This is a genomic window from Colwellia sp. 12G3 (assembly GCF_002836775.1).
Lineage (GTDB): Bacteria > Pseudomonadota > Gammaproteobacteria > Enterobacterales > Alteromonadaceae > Colwellia.
In genome coordinates this window covers 56,315-79,355 of record NZ_PJAQ01000009.1, presented here as the reverse complement: position 1 = coordinate 79,355, position 23,041 = coordinate 56,315, and the positions used below count along the sequence as shown (strand labels likewise).

Sequence of the window (23,041 nt, the reverse complement as noted above, 5' to 3'; positions counted from 1 at the left end):
CTATAGGAATAAATATGCGTGTTTGTCCGAGAGTATTAATGCCCTAACGCAATACCTTCACGACGTGGATCCGCCCCACCAACGAGTCCATTTTTAGTGACCTCAATAGCATGTAAACCACTATTTAATGCGCTAACTTTGACTTGATGGCCTCTTGCTTCAAGCGCTGGTTTTAGTTTGGCAATATCAGTATCTAACTCTAGGGTGGTTACATGATTTCTGTTAGTCACTTTAGGCAAATTAATGGCCTGCTGTACATTCAACTGCCAATCGAGGACCCCGATAATAGTTTGCGCTACATAATTAATAATGCGACTTCCACCGGGCGCACCAACAATCAAACGTAATGAATTATCTTCATTAAACACCATCATTGGAGCCATTGAACTACGAGGCCTTTTTAATGGTTCAACTCTGTTAGCTACCCATTTTCCATCTCGCTTTGGCGCCAGTGAAAAGTCAGTTAATTGATTATTTAAAATAAAACCTTGCACCATGAGTGCTGAGCCAAAACCATTTTCGATACTACTGGTCATTGATATGGCATTACCTTGTTTATCAACCACGACCAAATGAGTGGTCGATGGCCTTTCAATAGCGTTATCATTACCAAGCACCAAACTATTTTCTGGACTACCCGCTAAAGCCTGTCCCATGTCACTTGTTTCATCAATTAAAGCAGCACGTTTAGCTAGGTAATCTGCAGCTAATAAGCCTTGGACGGGTACACTGACAAAATCACTATCGGCAATATATTTGTTCCTATCAGCAAAAGCTAACCTCGCACTTTGCGTTAATAAGTGAACCGCGTGTAATGAGTTAGGTGGATATTGCGAAAGCTCAAAGGACTGTAATTGCGCTAAGATTTGAATAACGCTGATCCCCCCAGAGCTTGGCGGCGCCATGCCACAGACTTTATATTGATGATAAGGACCACAAACAGAAGCGCGTTCTTTCGCTTGATACATTTTCATATCATCAAGACTTAACAGCCCAGGTGAGATAGCTGAGTTTTGTACCTTTTCAACAATTTTTTTCGCAATCCAGCCCTTATAGAAAACATCTACGCCTTCGTTAGCAATACTACGCAGTGCTTTAGCCAACTTAGGGTTTTTTAAAGTATCGCCGGCTTTAATGCCAATACCATTGGGTGAAAAATAGTTTTTAATTTCAGGTAAAAGATGAATACCCGGATTAAAATTCATGCCCAGTAACTTTTCCAAACGCGGCGATACAATAAAACCGTTTTCGGCTAACTTAATTGCCGGTTGAAACAATACTTGCCAAGGCAGTACCCCAAATTTTTCATGCCCTTTATTAAGCGCAGCAAGTAATCCCGGTACACCAACAGACTTCCCACCAACAACCGCATCAGCCCAACGAAGTGGTTTACCATTTTTATCTAGAAACAGATCACTGGTTGCTGCCTGAGGCGCAGTTTCTCTACCATCATACGTGGTTAATTGTTGTGTTTTTTTGTGCCAATGTAGCATAAAGGTACCACCACCAAGACCTGATGATTGCGGTTCTACTAAACTTAAAACTAGCTGTGCCGCAATGGCAGCATCAACGGCGCTGCCGCCTTTTTCAAGCATATCCAACCCTGCTTGACTGGCATAAGGGTTAGCAGCGACCACCATATATTGCTTGGCAGACACCGCCTGCTTTTGATTAAAACCAGTTGCTGCTTCGGGTTCACGAACCTCACGTTTTGCTTGTACCACTTGGCTTAGTAAAAGGTGCGCAACAACCAATGTGAGTGAACTAATGCGTAATAAAAATGAGTTATGAATCATCCGGTTTCCTTGAAATATTGGTATATACCCGCTTCATTTGAAGATGCTCGTTTCAGGAAACCTGAGCGAACCATAATCAAGGCACATTTTTTTGTTAAGGGTTATTCCCTTAAAAACAAATGTAACGACGAATATGGTTTGCTCAGGCTTCCCCAAAGGGCTGTTTTATAAACGCTTTATGTTACGTTATTGATTTCGATAAGGGAACAACCATTCTCCTCATCCAATGCCTTACCTAAAGGCGTTTATAATTCCAGCTGAATCCTGCCTCTTCAAGTGGAACGGGTATACTAGGGCCTAAAAGATAATTGGAACTGATTAAAGGCTTGAAATTTATTCAGTAACGGCTGATATTTACCCGCCTGGTCAGCGCTAATATCATCAAAGTCACTAGCTGCCTCTAAGAGAGCTAGAGCATAACAGCTTGCTTCTAAACTTGATAAAGCATTTTTCTTAGCGACTTTACGAATGTGATATTTCCCTGCATTTGCAAGATGTTCAGGTAAACAAATTTGAGGTAATTGCTGTAATGTTTGTGACAACATAAACATGCGATAAGCTTTTTTCCAGGTGCCATCAAGTATCACTAAGCAAAGCGGCTTGAATTTAGCATTGACCCGTGATTTTTCAGCGTTTTGATCGAGTTTAGTCAATTGCACTACCAAATTTTGAGTGAGGGTTTGTGCTTTTTCTCCTGGATAAAGTAAAACGGCTTGGTATTGCTCCATCACCTTTAAAAAGTAGGCTTCATCATCAAAACTCTCACCTACGATAACTTGGCAAAATTGTAATGACTTCGCTAATAAAGTAATTGTACCTTTCGTTTGTGATACTTCACTTGGGTGTTGCAGCACTACAACATGAATATTATTTTTTATCTCTACGGAAAAAGCACAAATACAAGCTTTTTGAGGCCGCTGACAAGTAAAACAAAGTGTTCGAGACATAAAAGAGTAAATTAAAGCGCAATTAATAAAGCAGCCATTGTATACTTTATTGATAATATATAAATACTTTATAAATCAATAACTGCTGAACACTCAATAAATCACTGATAACCTTTAACGACTACATTAATAAAATGACATTAACATTTAAAAATCTTCCTTTGAACAAGCAACACAGCCTACTAGTGGTGACTATTGCTTTGCTCGCTGTTCTGGCCTATTTATTCAATGATAAAATTGACCGTCTTTTCGTTTATCAATATCAATTAATTAGCCAAGGCGAATTATGGCGCACCTTCACGGGACACTTTCTTCACACCAACGGCATTCATCTATTATTAAATTTAGCCGCATTAATACTTCTGTGGGCTTTGCATGGACATTTTTATACTTTAACAAACTACAGCTTACTCTTTATTACTTCTGCGTTAGTTTGTAGTGCGGGCCTATTTTATTTCTCCCCACAAATCCATCAATATGTAGGTTTGTCAGGAGTATTGCACGGTATTTTCGTCTTTGGCGCTATCATGGATATTCGACATAAAGATAAAACAGGCTATTTATTATTTATCGGGGTATGGCTTAAAATAGCACATGAACAATTTTACGGGGCTAGTGAGCAAGTATCGGCATTGATTGATGCCAACGTAGCCATTGATGCGCATTTGTGGGGCGCAATAGGTGGCTTAATATTCAGCTGTTGCTATGTCATCATCAGTATAAAAAAACAACGTTGCGCAACTCAAACAGGCCCATAATAAAAAAGACCAAAGGTGTAAGCCAATGGTCTTTTTATGTAGCAGTTAATACGATTAATCTCAATTAAAACCCTTTGGGTTTTCAGACTGCCAGCGCCAAGTATCTTCTATCATCGCGGTTAAATCGAGCTTAGCTTGCCAATCTAATAATTCATTTGCTAAAGAAGCATCGGCATACACAGTGGCTAAATCACCTGTTCTGCGCGGAACGACTTGATAAGGAATAGCTTGTTTACTAATTTCTTTAAAAGTATTCACTATTTCTAAAACAGAAGTACCGTTACCTGTACCTAAGTTAATCGCCTGACAACCTTTTATAGTACCTTTAGCATGAGCAAGGCTTTCTAACGCTTTTACATGCCCTTGTGCTAAGTCAACCACATGAATATAGTCACGGACGCCGGTACCATCTACCGTATCGTAATCATCACCAAATACTTGTAGTTGCGCCAAACGCCCTACGGCTACTTGTGCAACATAAGGTAATAAATTATTTGGGATACCATTTGGGTCTTCACCAATGAAACCTGATTGATGTGCGCCAATTGGATTAAAATAACGTAAACAAGCAATCGACCAAGACGCATCACTTTTGGCTAAATCAAAAAGGATATGTTCGACCATCAATTTTGTTTGCCCATAAGGATTGGTTGCAGAGGTCGGCATAGTTTCATTTAATGGCGAAATGTTATTACCATAAACTGTCGCTGAAGAACTAAACACTAAGTTCTTTACCTGATGTCTAGCCATAACCTCTAATAAGGTTATCGTACCGGAAACATTATTTTGATAATAAGCCAGTGGTATTTCATTAGATTCACCTACCGCTTTAAACCCGGCAAAATGAATTACTGCTTCGATATTATGTTGATTAAAAACATTCTCTAGTGCATCCGCATCACAAATATCTGCTTTGATAAAAGTAACCGTTTTGTTGGTGATTTTCTCAATGCGTTCAAGTACTTTGGTTGAAGAGTTAGATAGGTTATCCACAATAACAATTTCTTGCTCATTGCTGCTCTGCAATAGCTCAACAACGGTATGACTACCAATATAACCCGTACCGCCTGTGATTAATAAACTCATATATCCCTACTCTTGTCATTAACTGTTTGAAATATCTCTGTGAAATATAATAAAACAGTACAATATTATGATGACTATTTTAACGCGTAGTTTTTCACTTTAATAGCGTTTTCTTAGCTAGATCCTTATTCCTAACCCGGAGAGTGGCTTCTAACCTTGGTAATAGTTTTTAACCTGTTCAATAAATTCTTCTAACCTGCCAACGGGTAAAACATTAATCCCTGCTGCTGCGGCTCTGCCACCACCGGTTGGGAATAGAGAACAAATATCGCCCGCGCCTTGTTTGTTATTTAACGGGGCACGTAAACTCACAGTATAGCTGAGTGAAGGGCTTTCCTGCTCTTCGGTAGGCTTATTTTCTTTATTTAAGGTCAATACAATATGAGCTCTATCAGGTGATTGGTTGGCTAAATCATTACCAAATACCCCACTCACTCGTCTTGCCCAAGCTTCATCAGCTAACTGCACCGCTTTTACGCTAATTTGTTCACTGATCACTTTTGCTGATTGTGCCTTAGCCATATCAGCTAAATAGGCCTGTTTTAATTGCCAGAAAAGTGAGCCTTTTTCATTAATTAAGGTAAAAGGATCGGGGTATTTTAACAATGCTTGGTATAAATCAGCGGGATGAAAGTGTAAATCGTCAACACTGGCACCGTAACCATTGTAATTAATATAAATACCTAACTCATTTAACTGTGCTTGCTCTGTTTTGGTCAATCCAGTTTTATCAGCAAGTGCTGTTGCTGAGGCTTGCATATTATCGCCAAAAGCGGCGGCAATTGCCCAACTGGCATATTGACCTTGCAAAAAATCATTGATTAACAAACTAGTACAAGTATTAGCATCGGTATTAAGTAACGTAGTTAGCTTCGCTGAATTAGGGATTTCACCTGTTCTATGATGATCAACATAAAACACCTCAACTTGCTTATCGAGTAACGCTTGTAACGGTTGAATGTTTTTTTCTAGAGAAATATCTAATACCGCTACTGAAGTCGCTGTGGTGATATCTACTTGTTTTAGCAGGCTGATATCACGCTTAACGCCAGTAATAAGCACTGACTCTTTAGGTTTGGCTAAACGTAACTGAAGTAGAGCAATAATGCCGTCGGCATCGCCATTAAATACATCATAATGCATGGTGGAAAATCCCTATTATATCTTGTAAAACAGCTACGAATTGCGAATTAATAGCTAACTAACATTCAATTCAAATGTGACTGATTGTTAGCTTAAATCAGCTTTGCTAATAAAACCTTGCGCCATTAAATAGCCAACAATTTGCTCTGCACATTGTTCAACAGATTGCTCTGCCGTTTTCACGTGAATTTCTGGAGATGCTGGAACATCATATGTTGAGTCAATACCGGTAAAGTCTTTTATTTCCCCTGCACGTGCTTTTTTATATAAGCCTTTGGGATCACGTTGCTCACAGATACTGATAGGGGTATCAATAAAAACTTCGATAAATTCACCCTCTTCTAGTTTAGCTTTAGCTAACGCTCTATCACTGGCAAAGGGAGAGATAAAGGCGGTTGAAACCACAAGGCCAGCATCAAGAAATAACTTAGCCACTTCAGAAATACGGCGAATATTTTCAATACGCGCTTCATCACTAAAACCTAAATCGCCATTAAGACCGTGACGAACATTGTCACCATCGAGTAAATAGCTATGACAACCGAGTTTAAATAACAACGCATCAACAGCATTGGCAACGGTTGATTTACCTGAGCCGCTTAAACCGGTATACCAAAGTAGTGCCGGTTTTTGTTGTTTTAACTCAGCACGTTGTACCTTGCTGATTTGTTGGTTATGCCATACGGTATTCTCGGTTTGCATACTGCCTGTTTTCATATTAGCTGTTGTCATTTTAGCTTCAGTCATTCTAGATAGGCTCTATAGTGGGGTGTCATCAAGGTCATTTATATTCAGAACTCGGGACCAAGGTAACAGGAAAATTAAAACGGATAAACAATGGGAATAACCAAAATTACCGTTGTGCTATAAATCAATGAAATAGGTAAACCAAAACGGACAAAGTCTTTTAATTGGTAATTACCGGCGTTATACACCATAACATTGGTTTGATAACCGTAAGGGCTAATAAAGCTACCACTTGCCGCAAAGGCTACCGCCATTACAAACGGTGTCGGGTCAACGCCAAGTCCTAAGGCAATATTATACGCAATAGGGAATGCTAATGCCGCTGCAGCGCTGTTGGTAATTAGTTCTGTCATTATCAGCGTTAACACAAAGATAATGATAAAGGCAAGATAGATACTTTGACCAAATAAATAGTCTTCAATATTCTGCGCAAACATCCCCGCAATACCGGTATTTTCGAAGGCTGATGCTAACGTGAGCGCACCTAATACTATCATCCAAATTTCGAGGGGAAAGCGACGTTTAATTTCATTAACCGATAATGCACCACTAAAAATGATAAAAGCCAAATAAATAAATAAACAACTTATCAGTGGTAATGGTGTAAAAACTGAGACCAGAATACTGGCAATAAAACCCCAAACCGTGGTGTAATCACGCCAACCGCTGAGCATATTATCTGCCTGATGGCCTGATAATATGTAAAAGTTTTTAGATAAATTAGGTCGGGTGGTAAAATCTTGCCCTACCGCTAATACTAGGAAGTCACCCGGTTGTAGTACAATATCACCGAGTTTTCCTGATAAGGCACTACCTTCTCGACGTACCGCAACAACAGCGGCATCAAATCGTGCTCGAAAGCCGGCTTTCTTAAGCGTTTTTCCTGCGATGGTTGAATCCGCTTTAACCAGGACTTCCGTTAAATTATCACGTAATAAATTCTCTCGCAGTAAATTACCTTGCTCTGCATATAAGTTTAAGCCATCAAATTGCTGCAATGTCAGTACTTTTGAGATATCACCACTGAAAATAAGCTTGTCTTTCGCTTGTACACATTCTTCTGGGCAAACAGGGGAAATTAATCGACCTTGTCGTACTATTTCAACTAAAAATAAAGAGTCTAAATTTCTCAGGCCATTATCTTCAATCGTCTTACCAATCAAGGCTGAAGATAGCGCAACTTCCGCTTCGAGCAAATAGTCATTGGTGGCTAAATCATCATCAACTAAATTAGGTAAAGAACGACTGCGCACTAAAATAACAAATAAACATAAAACAAAAGCCGCTAGACCAATTAAGGTGAAATCAAAAAAGCCAAAACCTTGATGCCCTTGTTTAATCAATAAGCTGTTTACAATAAGGTTGGTCGAGGTGCCCACTAACGTTAGCGTTCCCCCTAAAATAGCGGCAAACGATAGCGGTAATAAGAGCTTTCCGGCATTAATTAATTTGTTTTTTTTCACGGTATTGATGAGTGTTGCCACCACCGCCGTATTACTCATTATCGCTGATGCCAAGGCAGTGCCGAGCAATAAACGTAAGGTAGATTTTACTTTTGAACCGTTAAAAACGCCGGCAGACAAACGCCTTAAAATACTGGTACGTTCAAAAGCGAATGAACACAACACCAATAAAACAAGGGTGACAAGACCAGGGTTAACGGCATTGGTTAAAATGTCGTCAACACTGACAAACGACAGTGTTAAACACAACAATACCGTCACAGAAAAAACACGCTCTGGTACATGGCTGTATTTAACTAAGCTGATAAAAGTGGCAATAAACACACCTATCATCAACCACTGTTCTATTGTCATTAAATTTTGTATCCTAAGGAAATATGTACGTCGACGTGACTTGGATGTTATTTATTGGACAATGCAGAATGCATCTTGTCTTGAGTTCATAACAGTTAAGAGTATCGCCTCTCAATTGATAAAACTAATCATTCACCTTAAAGCTAAAATGTTCAATTTATACCAATATCATTAAATTATTGCTCTCTTGTGCTGGTTAAAATACTCCAGGTCAGCGTTGCTCTCAATCCCAATAGCCAGCTATTGGTCACTCGAGCGCCTTGCCCTGATTTATTTTTCCTGTGCACAACAAGATCACAAACTTAATGATATCTGTATTAAAGAAAAAAGCACGGAGTTGACGTGAGTCAATGAGTACTTTTGACGCATAAATTGGACCCTTCAGCAACAAGGCGAATGGTTAGTAACTATTCAAAATCTATTTCGTGATGTCGCGTGCACCCCAGTGTGGGAACTGCTTACGTACTAGCGCATTTAACTCTAACTCAAATGCTGAATATTCTTGCGTTTTTTCATCAATAGCATGGTTTATCATGCCGGCACCCACAGTAACATTGCTTAACCTGTCAATGATAATGAAAGCACCCGTGCCTTGATTATCTGCATAAGCATCAAAATGTAGGGTTTCGCTGGCAACAAAATTAACGATACCAATGTCATTAACGGCTAACTGTGAACTGGATAAACTTTCCATGGTATTAACGTCATACTTGCTAACTATTTCTTGTGCATGACCTGTGGTCATTTTGCTGCCGTGCTTGATAAAGTACTCACGACCCGGCTCAAGTTCATTTTCATGCATCCATACCACGGTTGCGCTGAACTCTTTCGCTGATACCGGTAAGCCACCTTTTTTAACGATGATTTCGCCGCGGCTAATATCAATTTCATCTTCAAGGGTTAGTGTTACAGCCATACCTTTGTCAGCACGTTCTAAATTACCATCATAAGTGACAATTTCTTTTACCACACTTTCTTTACCTGATGGCAACGCAACAATAGTATCGCCAACCAATACATGACCTGAGGCAATCGTACCAGCAAAACCACGGAAATCGAGATTAGGGCGATTAACATACTGCACTTGGAAACGTAGTTGTGTGAACGTTTCTTGTTTCTTAACATCAATGGTATTAAGCAGCTTCATTAACGTAGCGCCAGGGTACCAAGACATGTTTTCACTTTCTTCTACTACGTTATCGCCATTTAGTGCTGATAATGGCACAAAGCGTACGTCGGTAAATTCAAGTGACTCAGCAAATTCACGGTAATCCTTTTTTATTTCTTGATAGCGTTCTTGCGAGTAATCAACTAAATCCATTTTGTTTACTGCAACAACAATGTTCTTGATACCTAATAACGAACAAATAAACGAGTGACGGCGCGTTTGTGTTTGTACGCCATAACGGGCATCAATCAAGATAATCGCAATATCACACGTTGATGCACCAGTAGCCATGTTACGGGTATATTGCTCATGGCCAGGAGTGTCAGCGATAATAAACTTACGTTTATCCGTTGAGAAATAACGATAAGCGACATCAATAGTGATGCCCTGCTCACGTTCAGACTGTAAACCATCAACCAGTAAGGCTAAATCGATTGCTTCACCGGTTGTACCTGATTTTTTAGAATCTTTTTCAATGGCAGCAAGTTGATCTTCAAAGATCATCTTTGAATCATGCAACAAACGACCGATTAAGGTACTTTTACCATCATCTACACTGCCGCACGTTAAGAAACGTACTAATTCTTTGTTTTCATGTTGCTTTAAATAAGCTTGAATATCGTCTTCAATTAATTCTGACTGGTGGCTCATAAATTCTTCCTTCGGAAATATTTCATCAAATAAAAGTGCTATAACGTAAAATGGGGCTTAGCTGTTAATGTTTAAAAGTAGCCTTCCATCTTTTTCTTTTCCATTGAACCGGCGCTGTCGTGATCTATCACGCGCCCTTGACGTTCAGAGGTCTTCGTTAATAGCATTTCTTGAATAATTTCAGGCAAGGTATTAGCCGTTGACTCAACTGCGCCTGTTAATGGGTAACAGCCTAATGTTCTAAAACGCACACTCTTCATTTGAACTTCTTCGTCTTCACCAATTGGCATACGGTCATCATCAACCATGATTAAGGTACCATCACGCTCAACAACAGGACGTTTCTCAGCTAAATAAAGCGGCACAATTGGAATACTTTCTAAATAAATGTACTGCCAAATATCAAGTTCAGTCCAGTTAGATAATGGGAAAACACGAATACTTTCGCCTTTATTCACTTTACCGTTATAGATGTTCCATAATTCTGGGCGCTGGTTTTTTGGATCCCAACGATGATTTTCATCACGGAATGAATAGACACGCTCTTTCGCACGTGATTTTTCTTCATCGCGACGTGCACCACCAAAAGCAGCATCAAAGCCGTATTTGTTTAGTGCTTGTTTTAAGCCCTGAGTTTTCATGACATCAGTATGTGTTGCACTACCGTGCGTAAATGGACCCATGCCCATTGCAATGCCTTCAGGGTTTTGATGGACAAGTAATTCAAAACCATACTCTTTCGCAATTTTGTCGCGAAAGGCAATCATCTCTTTAAATTTCCAATTGGTATCAACATGCAATAACGGGAAAGGTATTTTACCTGGCGCAAACGCTTTACGAGCCAAATGTAGTAATACTGCCGAGTCTTTACCGACAGAATACAACATCACGGGATTATCAAATTCAGCCGCAACCTCACGAAAAATATGGATAGATTCAGCTTCAAGTGTTTTTAAATGGGTTAGATTCATTGCTAATATAAACTTTATGAAAAATTAATAAGTCTATAATGCCATAAATAGATTTATTTTCCATATAAGAAACGCATTTTATATACCAAAAAGGAATAATAAGTATAGGAATTAATAACTCTTTATTATCTACCGTAACGTTAGTTTTTATATCCTCTGAAATTAATGTCAAACGAGTATAATAAACAACCTAAATCATGAACAATGAATACTTTATTTTACATTTAAATCAATCACTTAAATTTCCAATAAAAAACATCAACAAAGTCTGAGTCGTTGAATATCCCATCACTGTTTAAATGTCTGCGCTATCAAGGCAAGACGCTTATGAATAGCGGGCTATTTATATGCGTTTAACGATAAGAAACACAAAATGGCAATGTTGAGCAAGTACTGCTTATCCAGAGTTCAGGTTAAATAGTAGCAAAAACTAAAAAGTCAGCCTAAGCTGACTTTTTAAAGTGTGTATTCATTACTTCCTTTTTAAATACTTAACCTCGTTTTGTTTTGACTCACAATCTTGTCACCAATACCACTAACCTTAGTGAGTTCATCAATTGATTTAAAACCACCGACTTGCTGTCGATAAGCAATAATGGCTTGCGCTTTTGTATTGCCTACGCCCTTTAGCGTGAGCAACTGCTCAACTGTTGATTTGTTCAGGTTAACAACTTGTTGTTTTATTACTGCTGAACTCTGCCCTTGAGCAGATGCAGAAACATTAACCTCTTTCGCAAAACCTAATGAAGAGTTAACGAGTAAAATAACGCCTAGGGTTAGTGCAGACAACGTCATATTGAGGTGTTTTGGCTTATTATTCATCTTTCATTCCTTGTAAAGTAATACATTAAAAAATAACTGCTCACCGGCTAATAAATAATCCTGTAGCAACTTAACAGTCATTATTAGGTTTAGATGGATAACTGCTTTTTGTCAAAAGTCATAAAACTATTACTGGCTTGCTCTCATAGGATCAGATAGGACTATTTAAGACTAAATTGTTGCCAAGCTATTCTATTACCAAATAATTTTCTCTAACTGTTGTTCACCTTCAGCTAAGTTCATTTTGATAATTTTATTATTTTCACCAACGGTGATTAAACGCGGAATGCCACCGGAAGCAAAACGTTTATAAATACTACGATCATTATCAACAGCTAAAGCCACTTTAATGCCACGTTTATCACGCCAAGTAGTAACCGTTTCTGTATCTTCTTCACGCGCAATGGCAATGATTTCAATATTATCATTATCAAGTAAAGGTGAACTATTCAACGCGTTAAGTAAATTATTAGAATCATGACACCAAGTGGCAAACAAAATAACCAATTTACGTTTCCCCCGTTGCTGAAAATCTAATACTTCACCATCAATGGTAGTAATACTTGCAATAGGTAATGTATCCCCTGAATTTACGTACTCATCGTGAACAACGGCCGTTGGTTGATTTAATGGTAACGCCTGACAAGCAGACAAAATAACCGCTAAACTCGCAATAAAAAATAACCGCTTAAATTTACTTACTGACGTTTTAACCATGAAAAATATCCTTAAATAGTTTGAATTTTGTTAACTACCAAGTATTTAACCTTAAATATAACTATTTTCCAACAAACAAAACAAAAATACGTATCTACTAGCGCTTTTGCCATAGCTTAATTAGAATAGCGCTCATTATTATTATTGTCTGTAATTAGTGTAAGGAAATCATGAGTAAAGCAAGCAGCCTATTAACCCCTATATTGGCCAAGCGCCGCGGCAAAAACCCTGATAAGAAAAGTTGGCATAATTTGCATGGCAGCAGTAGTAGTTTTGCTCTGTATCAAGCAGCACAAACAGCGCAAACGCCGATATTACTCATTACTAATAATACTCCGCAAGCGTTAAAGATTGAGCAAGAACTGCTCAGTTTAGCCAAAAGTGATAACTTAACAGGGAGCCAAAACAAGGTCAGTATTTGTCTTTTTCCTGATTGGGAAACACTGCCATATGACAATTTCTCTCCACATCAAGACATTATTTCCCAGCGACTTGCGACCTTATACCAATTATCACGTATGGAATCTGGCATTATTATCGTGCCCGTAACCACTCTAGTACAAAAATTAGCACCTAAACAGTACATTGAAGCGAACAGCTTAATAATAAAAAAAGGCGATAAAAGAGATTTACATCAAATGCGACAAGCGCTAGAAGCAAGTGGTTATCGTAATGTTGATCAAGTACTAGAGCATGGCGAGTTTTCGGCTCGAGGCGCCATTTTAGATCTTTTCCCTATGGGCAGTAATAAACCTTTCCGTTTAGACTTCTTTGATGATGAAATTGATGAAATAAGACTTTTTGATCCAGAAAGCCAGCGTTCAAAAGAAAAAATTGATGCAATTAATTTACTACCCGCGCACGAATTCCCTATAGACGAAGCCGGCATCAGCTTATTTCGCAACCAATTCCGTGAACAATTTCAGGGCAATATTCATAAAGAATCTGTTTATCACAAAGTCAGTAATGGTATTTTACCTCCGGGTATTGAATATTATTTACCACTTTTTTTTGATAACACTATTGATAGTAATGTTGATAAAAATCAAGACAGTGATAAAGCTACAACAAAGTTAAGTAATACCCTGTGTGATTATTTAACCGAAAATACGCTTGTTGTTATTAGCGGTGATATTAAACACTCTTTAACACAATACTGGCTTGATATTGATTATCGCTATGAAAATAGACGTTACGACCCTACACGCCCTTTATTACCCCCTGAAAAACTGTTTTTAACCGCCGACTCACTTTACAGCGCCTTAAAACCTTTTGACCGTATCACTATTGCAACAGAAGCGTTGATAACCCCTGTTTTAACAGAGGATAAGGCTAGTCTTGCTTTAGATACTGCTGACACCGAAAGAGATGACGTTAAAAGTAAAAGTAGTGAGATATGCTTTGATGTTAAACCGCTGCCCGACTTAACCATTAATCATAAACTAAAGCAGCCGTTCGAATTAATTAATCAATTTATTGCCAGTAAAGACACGCCAAACAAAGTGCTTTTTATTGCGCAAAGCCAAGGACGCCGAGAAAGTGTGCTTGAGTTACTTGAACGTGACAATATTAAACCAGCACAGTTTGATAACATCGACGATTTTATCAACGCTACCGATACCATTGGTATTACCGTCAATAGCTTAACGCAAGGTTTCTCCTTTCAAGCCAAAGGTAATAGTCAAAAGAATGCTATTGCACTGGTTACTGAAGCTGAGTTATTGGGCGATCATGTCTCTCAAGCCAGACGACGTACCAAAGCGCAAGATTTACAAGCCGATGCTTTATTCAAAAACCTAGCTGAGTTAACTATTGGCCAGCCTGTTGTGCATATAGAACACGGTATTGGTCGATATCTAGGTCTGCAAACCATTGAAAATGGCGGCATAGTCACCGAATTTTTAATGTTGAGTTATGCCAATGAAGCCAAACTTTATGTACCCGTCAGCGCTTTACATTTAATTGGCAGATATTCAGGTGCTGATAGTGATCATGCGCCCCTACATCGATTAGGTACTGATACCTGGAGTAAAGCGAAGCAAAAAGCGGCAGAAAAAGTCCGTGATGTTGCCGTTGAATTACTCGATATTTACGCTAAACGTGCCAGTAATTATGGCCATAGTTTTAAACGTAATAAGCAAGACTACCAAGCGTTTAGTGACAGTTTTGGTTTTGAAGAAACCTTTGACCAAAAACAAGCGATAAACGCCGTTGTAAGCGATATGCTTTCACCTAAAACCATGGACAGACTTGTTTGTGGTGATGTTGGTTTTGGTAAAACAGAAGTGGCTATGCGTGCCGCTTTTGTTGCGGTAAACGATGGTAAGCAAGTGGCAATACTCGTACCCACGACATTGCTTGCTCAACAGCATTATGAAAACTTTAGAGATAGATTTGCCAACTGGCCCGTGGTAACGGAAGTCTTATCACGTTTTAAAACCGCTAAAGAGCAAAAAGAAGTCATTGCCAGAGTGGAGTCAGGCCAAGTAGATATTCTTATCGGCACCCATAAGTTACTGCAAGACAGCATAAAATATAAAGATTTAGGCTTACTTGTGGTCGATGAAGAGCACAGATTTGGCGTTAAGCAAAAAGAAAAAATCAAACAATTACGCAGTAACGTTGATATTTTAACATTAACAGCAACCCCTATCCCACGTACCTTAAATATGGCCATGGGCGGTATGCGTGATTTATCTATTATTGCTACGCCGCCGGCGAAACGATTAGCAGTAAAGACCTTTGTACGTGAGCACGATGAAGCGTTAATCAGAGAAGCGATTTTACGTGAAACTCTTCGTGGCGGTCAGGTCTATTACCTCCATAACCATGTTGACACTATTGATAAAACAGCTGCTGACATTCAAAAGTTAGTGCCTGAAGCGAGAGTGGTTACTGCCCATGGGCAAATGCGCGAGCGTGAACTTGAGCGCATTATGAGTGATTTTTATCATCAACGCTTTAACGTGATTGTTTGTACCACCATTATTGAAACAGGTATTGATGTACCTAGTGCTAATACGATCATAATGGACAGAGCTGACCATCTTGGTTTAGCGCAATTACATCAGCTGCGTGGCCGTGTTGGTCGCTCACACCATCAAGCCTATGCTTACCTATTAACGCCAAATGAAAAGCGTATTACTAAAGATGCTAAAAAACGTTTAGATGCTATCGCCTCTCTGGAAGATTTAGGCGCTGGCTTTACCTTAGCGACACATGATTTAGAAATTCGTGGTGCGGGTGAGTTATTAGGTGAAGATCAAAGTGGCTCAATGTGCCAAGTTGGTTTTAGTTTATATATGGAAATGCTCGACCATGCTGTGGCAGCGCTCAAAGAAGGTAAGCAATTATCATTAAACCAAGTGATGTCTACGCAAACTGAAATTGAGCTACGTATACCTGCCCTGCTGCCCGATGATTATATTTTTGACGTTAGCCTGCGCTTAAGCTTGTATAAACGTATCGCTAGCTGTAAAAACAAAAATGAGTTGGATGATATACAAGTGGAGTTAATTGACCGATTTGGTTTACTACCTCAGCCAAGTAAAAATTTGGTACAAATAGCTAAACTACGTCTTAAAGCGCAGACCATTGGTATATCAAGGATTGAGGCAAGTGCGACTGGCGGCTCTATTGAGTTTAGTGATAGCACGAGTGTTGACCCTATGTTAATTATTGGTTTAATTCAAAAGAATCCTGCAGTCTACAGTATGGCTGGCGCGAGTAAACTCAAGTTTGTCAAAGCCAATGACGATTCTCAAAAGCGCTTTACCCTAATTACTAATATCTTAAATGACTTAGCCAAATAATTACTTATAATGGTAAACTTGAACAAGTACACTGCAGTTATGCATTGCTTGTTCAAGTCAGTAATAATATGGCTCAAATAAGCTACAAAAAATTAACAAATGACTACTTGTCACTGATATAAATTTGCCTTTAAACACGGACTTTTAATGAAATACCATTCAATTCTTACCCCTGCATTAATCTCATTATGCTTGTTAACAAGTCATAGTGCTTTGGCAACACAAAGCACTGAATCATCATCTGATGAACAAGCTCGTTGGTTTGAAATTGAGATCATTCTTTTTAAACAAGTATCAAATAATTCAGAAAATCCTGAGCAATTTTCAGCTACCGATTTAAGTGCTAAAAAGGGACGAGCTCTTGACTTATTAACGCCTTATTTACAGCCTAATATAACCTCGTTAAAACAATTACTACCTAATTGTGAGCAACCAGCAACCCAATTACCTTATAACATCACGCCAAGTACTCTGTGGGCTGATAATGAGGATAATGAAAGTAGCGAAGCTGATAGTAGTGATACCGATACCATTCCCCTTCAGTCGAACAACGAACGTGGGAACAATGTCACTCCGCCTCAAATAGCAGAGAATAAAGAAAATATCTCGCCATCTAACATGTCAGTGACTGTGCTTACAGCCGCATTAAGTGAAACTGAAAGCGACAATTTAGATAGCTCGGTTAAACAAGGTCTGAGTGAAGCAAATAACCCAACTTACTTCAACAGTATTGAACCCACTATTGAGCTACCCGTATATAACCAATATCCGATCAGTAGCCAAACGCCATTGTGCGTCATACCGGCTGATTTTTTCCAGCAACACTTAACTGTTGAACAGCTCGAACACTTTAGTATCGATGGTTTTCCTGTTGAAAAGATAGCAAAGACCATCAGTGGACTTGAGCAATGGCAAGACGATGAAAATGGTGAAATTACTTGGGCAAGTGATAGTCCCTACTTAATTAGCCAAGATTCATTACGTTTAAAATCTATTGCTAATCGCATCAAGCGCTCTCGTAACTATGCACCATTATTACACCTAGGTTGGCGCCAAGTCGGTGAGAGTAGTAGACAAACTAAAGCAATAAGATTATATGCCGGTGAGAATCTAGACTTAGGTTACCGACAAGCAATAGCGAAAAAAGAGTCTGAGCAGCAGGCGCTTGAGATACAAGCTATCTTAGAGCAAAGACAGCAAGCTGAAGCACTGTTCAATAGTCAAATGAGTTTAGCCATCAATGAAACAACACAAGCTACTGAAAATATTACTACAAACATTACCCCTGACAATGCTGAAGCGATAAACGAGGTGTCGATAGCTGAACAGTTACGTCAACAAGCCAAGCAGCAGCAACTTAATAAACTATTTCAGCAGTTTTCCTTATTAGATAATCAAACTGATACTGAAAAAACGAGTGAGACTAGCACCCTTGTAAAGGCTGCTAATGGGACAATTCAAAATGCAGAAACTATTCAACGAATTGTTGCTCAGTTATCATCTGAGATTACCGCCAAAGAACTGCAATTAAATCTAAAGAGCACAACGGATAAGCACGTCGACATCACTGCACCACTACAACCTTGGTCGATAGATGGACTTTTCAAAGTACATTTAGATCATTACCTCTATATCAACACCGAATTTAATATTATTGATTCATCGGATAAAGCATCCGTGTTAACGACTAAGCAAAAATTAACAAACAATAATAACGAAACATTAAATCAAAATAATATTATCTCATTTAAACAAGATCGCCGAGTGATCACCGGCGAGATCCATTATTTTGACCACCCTCATATTGGTATGATAGTGCAAATCAGACGTTTTGATCCAAGCAAACCAGCTGATGAAGCCGTTAGTCAATCAAAGAAATAAAGTATCAATAAGCAGACAATATAAACCAAAATTATCAACATAATATTGTCAAAAAAATCATTATAAGGGTTAGTAAAATGGATAAAGAAATTGAAATTCAAGCAGCGGTATTTCGCCGTTTACTTGCGCATTTAGATTCACGTAAAGACGTGCAAAATATTGAATTAATGAACTTAGCTGGCTTTTGCCGTAATTGTTTTAGTAAATGGACGGTTAACGAAGCAGAAAAGTTAGGTGTTGATGTTGATATCGATACTGCGCGCGAACAAGTTTACGGTATGCCTTACAGTGAATGGAAAGAAAAGCATCAATTACCTGCTACCGAAGAGCAAATGGCGAAATTTAATGCGTTAAATAAAAAGTAAGTTTTTAACCGATAGAAGTTAATTTAGTCCCCTGTGCATTATCCTATGCAATATAAGACAGGGGATTAAATACCCAACCTTATGAAAACTGAGCTATTTCATCTTCGGTTAATTCACGCCACTCCCCTGGGGCCAAATCCCCCAAGGTTATGTCTCCTATCTGTTCTCTATGTAAACCCACAACCCTGTTACCTGCCGCAGCAAACATGCGCTTAACTTGATGGTATTTACCTTCAGTAATGGTAAGCAATACTTCACTTTTGTAGGACTCTTCATCAACCAAATCTGCTTGTGCTACTCGCGTTAATATTGCTGGTCGAGTTAAACCGTCTTCACCTTGAAGCTGAAGGCCACTATCAAATTTAGCCACTAAAGTGGATAATTTATCATCATCAATTTCTGTGCGAAGCCATACGCGATAAGTTTTCTGGCATTGCTTTTTCGGTGAAATGACATTATGTGACCAACGACCATCATCGGTGATCAATACCAATCCCGTAGTATCCGCATCTAATCGCCCGGCAATGTGTAAATCAAAGGCTTTATCTACTTCAATAGAATGCAGTATAGAGGGATAAACTTCGTCAACATTTGAGCAAATAGTGTCAACTAGTTTATGTAAAATATAATAGCGTGAGCCGCGTGCACTCAGTTGTTGACCATCAATAGTGATAGTATTATTTTCATGTACTTGCATAGCCGCATTTTTAGCGACCTCACCATTAACCTGTACTTCGCCACTTTTAAGCACTTTTTTAGCTTCAGTTCGGGTGAGTTCAGTACTTTTACAGATGAATTTATCTAGGCGCATATTGGCAAGCAAAGCCTTACAGTCAATGAAATAATGCGCTATTATCCGCATTGCCTATCAACAAGCAATAATTAATCGTATTTAGTTACTAACTCTTTTAAATGAAGCGCTCGAAAAGCTAATAGTAGCTATAAAAAATCCTGCGGAACAAACTTTTACAGCTTACTCTTACAGGATTTTAAAAGGCTAACTACACTGGGAATACTCAGTAGTTACTCTTGGTTAATGTTAAGTAGTTAGCTATTCGACTTCAGCTAGGTACCAGTAACCTTGGTTCAATAATTCAGCCGCTAATTCAACAAAAGCAGCGTTGCGGCTCCAGTCGGAAAGGTCATCAGGTAATAACATGACTTTATCGCAAAGCAGTTTCACGCCATTGGCGATTTCGGCTGAAAAAGCCAATTCACTGCCGTTGATATAACACAAACCTTGTTCAATAGTATCTTCAAAATAAAAAGCACGTAAACCACCTAAACGTTTAATAGCATGACTATTAAGTAAGTTACTCACTTCAGTAAGCTCAAATGGTTCATCAGGAACTAAAATATCGAGATCATGTTTCGCTGCCGTTAAAAACTGACCGGTGAATTTTTTAAAACTAATGTCATCATCCAATAAACTCTGAACTTGTGACTTAATACTCGCATAATCGTTGTTACTTACTTCGCCACTATGACTAACAACCTGTCGATCAGGATCAGTTAATAATTGACTGCCTTTATCATTATCAATTAAATGATCTGCAAAAGCACTGAGTACACTTACTGCAGAATTTCCGCGAAAACCGACAGAAAAACTCATTGACGTATCAAGGGATATGCCTTCATGAGGGAATCCTGGCGGGATATATAAAATGTCTCCCGTCTCAAGTTCTACATCGATGATAGCCTCAAAGGGTTCAACATGTAATAACGCTTCGTGCGCAGCAAATTCTACATGGTTACTATTATCGCCTACTCGCCAGTGACGCTTACCTGAGCCTTGGCAAATGAAAGTGTCGTAGTTATCTTTATGTGGACCAACACTTCCTCCTGGCATGGCAAAACTCGCCATCAAGTCATCTAAGCGCCAGTGGGGAATAAATCTGAATGCTTCAATAATTTCTGCCGATTCTTCAGAGAAATTATCAAGTGCTTGAACGACTAGCGACCAATTTTGGGTACCTAAGTGTTCATAACTTTCAAATGGACCAAAAGCCGCTTGCCATTGTCCTTCTGTTTTATGAACCAAACGAGACTCTATTTGTTCTTCCATCGCCAGACCTGCTAACTCGTCAGGCGCAATAGGGTCAACAAAATCTTTAAATCCTTGGCGAAGAACTACCGGCTTTTTTTGCCAGTATTCATCGAGAAATTCTTGCTGAGTCATTTGGTTCAAATTTAAGGTATACATAGGTTTCTCATTATTCTTATAGAGTTATTTTAACTGATTTAACTACTGCTAGTACTAAGCCACGGACATGCCAGCAATTTTATGCCAAAAACCATTACATTCAGCGATACCGTCGAGTGTTTTTATCGTTGGATGAACGAGTTGTTCTCTAAAGTTATCAAGTTGGGTAAAAGCTGCTGTGCTATCAGCACTAATTCGGGCGATATCTACACCCATTGCATCAAGAGCTGGTATTTCATTGATGAGATTATACTGGTAACCCGACAAAGTTTGAATACCATTGAGCACAAAAACTCGTTCTCCTTCGCGACTATTCATTCTTCGACCTGCTGGGTACTTAATGCAGCAATATTCACAATCATCTTTAGCCTTATCTTCAGAGCGCGCAGTAAAGCAACGGGCAGAATAAGCCAGTGGTAAATATCCCCAAGAAAACACCTCACACTCAAACTCTTGCCTAATACCCGCATCTATCGCTTGGTTTAATAGTATTTTCAACCAATCGCCACTGAGTTCAACGGGCATTAACCAACGTGTCATCCCCTGTTTTAACAAGATTTTAAGCGTAGATAAGTTGTAGCAGTTGATCGCTGGTCCGGCAACAAAAGGCATTTTGAGATCATGCATTATTTGTACTGCACTTAAGTCGTTGGCTTCAATCAAAAATTCGCCATTGTCACACAAACGTTTCAATACTTGAATTTCAGCAGGAGACTCTAATAAAGTAATGGTTGATATAACCACTTGTTTATTGGTGTCTCTGGCTACATCTTGCGCTAAGCCGAGCCAATCTTTAGCGCGAAGTTCACGCCTTTTAGAGCAAACTGTTTCGCCCAAATAAATGATATCGGCACTTGACTGTTTTGCTTGCTGATAAAAGTCTAACACGTCATTTTTCGGCCAGAAAAACAGACTTGGCCCTAGAGAAAATTTCATAGTCTTTCCTAATTCTAATATTTTTCATTACGTTAATTGCGATTAGCTTTAAGCTGTATGGTGTTATTTCAAGGAAGTAACACGGAGTTGACGCCCGTCAACGAGTATTTCTGACGAAGTAATAGCGCTATACAGCGACAAGCTAAGTGACAATTATTGCCATTTACGGTGATAAGCACCCAAGGTTGTTTGTGAGCCTTCAGATAGATTTGCTAAGGTATTCATCCAAGCGCCTTCTACAGCAAAGTTTTCTGGATTATGTTGGTATCTGTCTAATGCCATACGCCACGTTTTAGCGACTTGTTCCACATAGGCAGGACTACGTTGTCTGCCTTCAATTTTTACCGACACTATGCCCATAGCAATTAAGTCTGGAATAAGTTCTAAGGTATTAAGGCTGGTAGGCTCTTCTAGCGCATGATAAACATTATTATCCACTTCAAAACGACCTTTACACAGTGTCGGATATCCCGCGTTTTCATCCGCTTGGTATCGGTCGATCAACACACCATTTAAGCGAGACTCTAAGCCTTTATCCGTTTCTTGCCAACGGACATATTTAGCCGGAGAACACGCACCAACCGTGTTAGGTGACTCCCCTGTCATATAGGATGATAAATAACAGCGTCCTTCTGCCATAATACATAAGCTACCAAAAGCGAACACTTCTAAAGGAACGGGACTAGTTTTAGCTAACTGCCTAACTTGCTGCACAGACAATACTCGAGGTAGCACAACGCGCTGAACATCAAAGTTATTTTTAAAGAATTTAATCGCTTCGAGATTTGTTGTCGAAGCTTGCACTGATACATGGCGTTCAACATCAGGATATTTTGTTGCGGCGTAATCAAGCACACCTAAATCGGCAATAATTAACGCATCAGTGCCTATAGCAACAGCGTTGTCTACCGCTTTCTGCCAACGTTCTTCGCCACCTGCATGTGCAAAGGTATTGATAGCAACGTGTAATTTTTTACCACGTTGATGCACATAATCGGCAGCTTTTGCTAACTTACCATCATTAAAATTAAGGCCAGCAAAATGACGAGCGTTAGTGTCATCTTTTAAACCGATATAAACCGCATCGGCGCCATTATCTATTGCTGTTTTTAGTGCCGGCAAATTACCAGCAGGACAAAGTAACTCCACATCAACTCCTAACCATTATTAGAAAAAATAATTTTAAGCAGTGTAGGTTGTTCATCATTGTTATTTATTGAT

Annotated in this window: 18 protein-coding genes; 4 read left to right on the top strand and 14 right to left on the bottom strand. The window is 39.0% G+C overall.

The window, feature by feature from the left end:
* Nucleotides 1-35: 35 nt before the first annotated feature.
* A complete protein-coding gene (gene ggt / locus CXF71_RS03620) occupies nt 36-1,796 on the bottom strand; it encodes a gamma-glutamyltransferase (protein WP_101231623.1) in 1,761 nt (586 codons plus the stop codon).
* 290 nt (nt 1,797-2,086) lie between these two features.
* Nucleotides 2,087-2,743: a tRNA-uridine aminocarboxypropyltransferase gene (locus tag CXF71_RS03610; protein WP_101231622.1), complete on the bottom strand. Its 657-nt coding sequence runs from the start codon at nt 2,741-2,743 to the stop codon at nt 2,087-2,089.
* Between the two features lie 134 nt (nt 2,744-2,877).
* On the opposite strand from CXF71_RS03610, the gene rrtA reads away from it, so the two are divergent.
* The gene (gene rrtA, locus CXF71_RS03605) at nt 2,878-3,501 is read left to right on the top strand and encodes a rhombosortase (protein WP_101231621.1); all 624 of its coding nucleotides are present in this window, start codon (nt 2,878-2,880) and stop codon (nt 3,499-3,501) included.
* A gap of 60 nt (nt 3,502-3,561) precedes the next feature.
* Here rrtA and galE read toward each other — a convergent pair whose 3' ends face one another.
* The 8 genes from galE to CXF71_RS03565 all read right to left on the bottom strand — a co-directional run bounded on the left by galE (nt 3,562) and on the right by CXF71_RS03565 (nt 12,623).
* Nucleotides 3,562-4,587, bottom strand: coding sequence for a UDP-glucose 4-epimerase GalE (galE, locus tag CXF71_RS03600; RefSeq protein ID WP_101231620.1), 1,026 nt, complete (start codon nt 4,585-4,587; stop codon nt 3,562-3,564).
* 150 nt (nt 4,588-4,737) lie between these two features.
* Complete coding sequence (locus tag CXF71_RS03595) at nt 4,738-5,730, bottom strand: acetyltransferase (protein WP_101231619.1); 993 nt, start codon at nt 5,728-5,730, stop codon at nt 4,738-4,740.
* An 87-nt stretch (nt 5,731-5,817) separates the two neighbouring features.
* The gene (cysC, locus tag CXF71_RS03590; RefSeq protein WP_442871914.1) at nt 5,818-6,447 is read right to left on the bottom strand and encodes an adenylyl-sulfate kinase; all 630 of its coding nucleotides are present in this window, start codon (nt 6,445-6,447) and stop codon (nt 5,818-5,820) included.
* 104 nt (nt 6,448-6,551) lie between these two features.
* Nucleotides 6,552-8,294 (bottom strand): SLC13 family permease, encoded by a 1,743-nt coding sequence (locus CXF71_RS03585; protein WP_101231618.1) that lies wholly within the window; start codon nt 8,292-8,294, stop codon nt 6,552-6,554.
* Between the two features lie 418 nt (nt 8,295-8,712).
* Nucleotides 8,713-10,113: a sulfate adenylyltransferase subunit CysN gene (gene cysN, locus CXF71_RS03580; protein ID WP_101231617.1), complete on the bottom strand. Its 1,401-nt coding sequence runs from the start codon at nt 10,111-10,113 to the stop codon at nt 8,713-8,715.
* Between the two features lie 71 nt (nt 10,114-10,184).
* Nucleotides 10,185-11,084: a sulfate adenylyltransferase subunit CysD gene (cysD, locus tag CXF71_RS03575; RefSeq protein WP_101231616.1), complete on the bottom strand. Its 900-nt coding sequence runs from the start codon at nt 11,082-11,084 to the stop codon at nt 10,185-10,187.
* Between the two features lie 483 nt (nt 11,085-11,567).
* A complete protein-coding gene (locus CXF71_RS03570; protein WP_101231615.1) occupies nt 11,568-11,906 on the bottom strand; it encodes a ComEA family DNA-binding protein in 339 nt (112 codons plus the stop codon).
* A gap of 195 nt (nt 11,907-12,101) precedes the next feature.
* Nucleotides 12,102-12,623, bottom strand: coding sequence for a TlpA family protein disulfide reductase (locus tag CXF71_RS03565; protein ID WP_101231614.1), 522 nt, complete (start codon nt 12,621-12,623; stop codon nt 12,102-12,104).
* A gap of 170 nt (nt 12,624-12,793) precedes the next feature.
* Here CXF71_RS03565 and mfd point away from each other — a divergent pair, with 170 nt between their 5' ends.
* The 3 genes from mfd (at nt 12,794) to CXF71_RS03550 (ending at nt 18,681) form a co-directional block, all read left to right on the top strand.
* Nucleotides 12,794-16,435, top strand: a complete 3,642-nt coding sequence (gene mfd, locus CXF71_RS03560; RefSeq protein ID WP_101231613.1) for a transcription-repair coupling factor — start codon at nt 12,794-12,796, stop codon at nt 16,433-16,435.
* Between the two features lie 147 nt (nt 16,436-16,582).
* Entirely contained in the window at nt 16,583-18,316 is a 1,734-nt protein-coding gene (locus CXF71_RS03555) for a CsiV family protein (protein WP_101231612.1), read from the top strand.
* A gap of 77 nt (nt 18,317-18,393) precedes the next feature.
* On the top strand, nt 18,394-18,681 hold the full coding sequence (locus tag CXF71_RS03550; protein ID WP_101231611.1) for a DUF1244 domain-containing protein: 288 nt from the start codon (nt 18,394-18,396) through the stop codon (nt 18,679-18,681).
* A gap of 79 nt (nt 18,682-18,760) precedes the next feature.
* Here the strand turns inward: CXF71_RS03550 and CXF71_RS03545 are convergent, their stop codons facing one another.
* The 4 genes from CXF71_RS03545 to ubiU form a co-directional block, all read right to left on the bottom strand.
* A complete protein-coding gene (locus CXF71_RS03545; protein WP_101231610.1) occupies nt 18,761-19,492 on the bottom strand; it encodes a pseudouridine synthase in 732 nt (243 codons plus the stop codon).
* Nucleotides 19,493-19,732: 240 nt separating this feature from the next.
* Nucleotides 19,733-20,884 (bottom strand): cupin domain-containing protein, encoded by a 1,152-nt coding sequence (locus CXF71_RS03540; RefSeq protein ID WP_101231609.1) that lies wholly within the window; start codon nt 20,882-20,884, stop codon nt 19,733-19,735.
* Between the two features lie 54 nt (nt 20,885-20,938).
* On the bottom strand, nt 20,939-21,820 hold the full coding sequence (locus CXF71_RS03535) for a U32 family peptidase (RefSeq protein WP_101231608.1): 882 nt from the start codon (nt 21,818-21,820) through the stop codon (nt 20,939-20,941).
* A gap of 153 nt (nt 21,821-21,973) precedes the next feature.
* Nucleotides 21,974-22,969, bottom strand: a complete 996-nt coding sequence (gene ubiU, locus CXF71_RS03530; RefSeq protein WP_101231607.1) for a ubiquinone anaerobic biosynthesis protein UbiU — start codon at nt 22,967-22,969, stop codon at nt 21,974-21,976.
* Nucleotides 22,970-23,041: the final 72 nt, after the last annotated feature.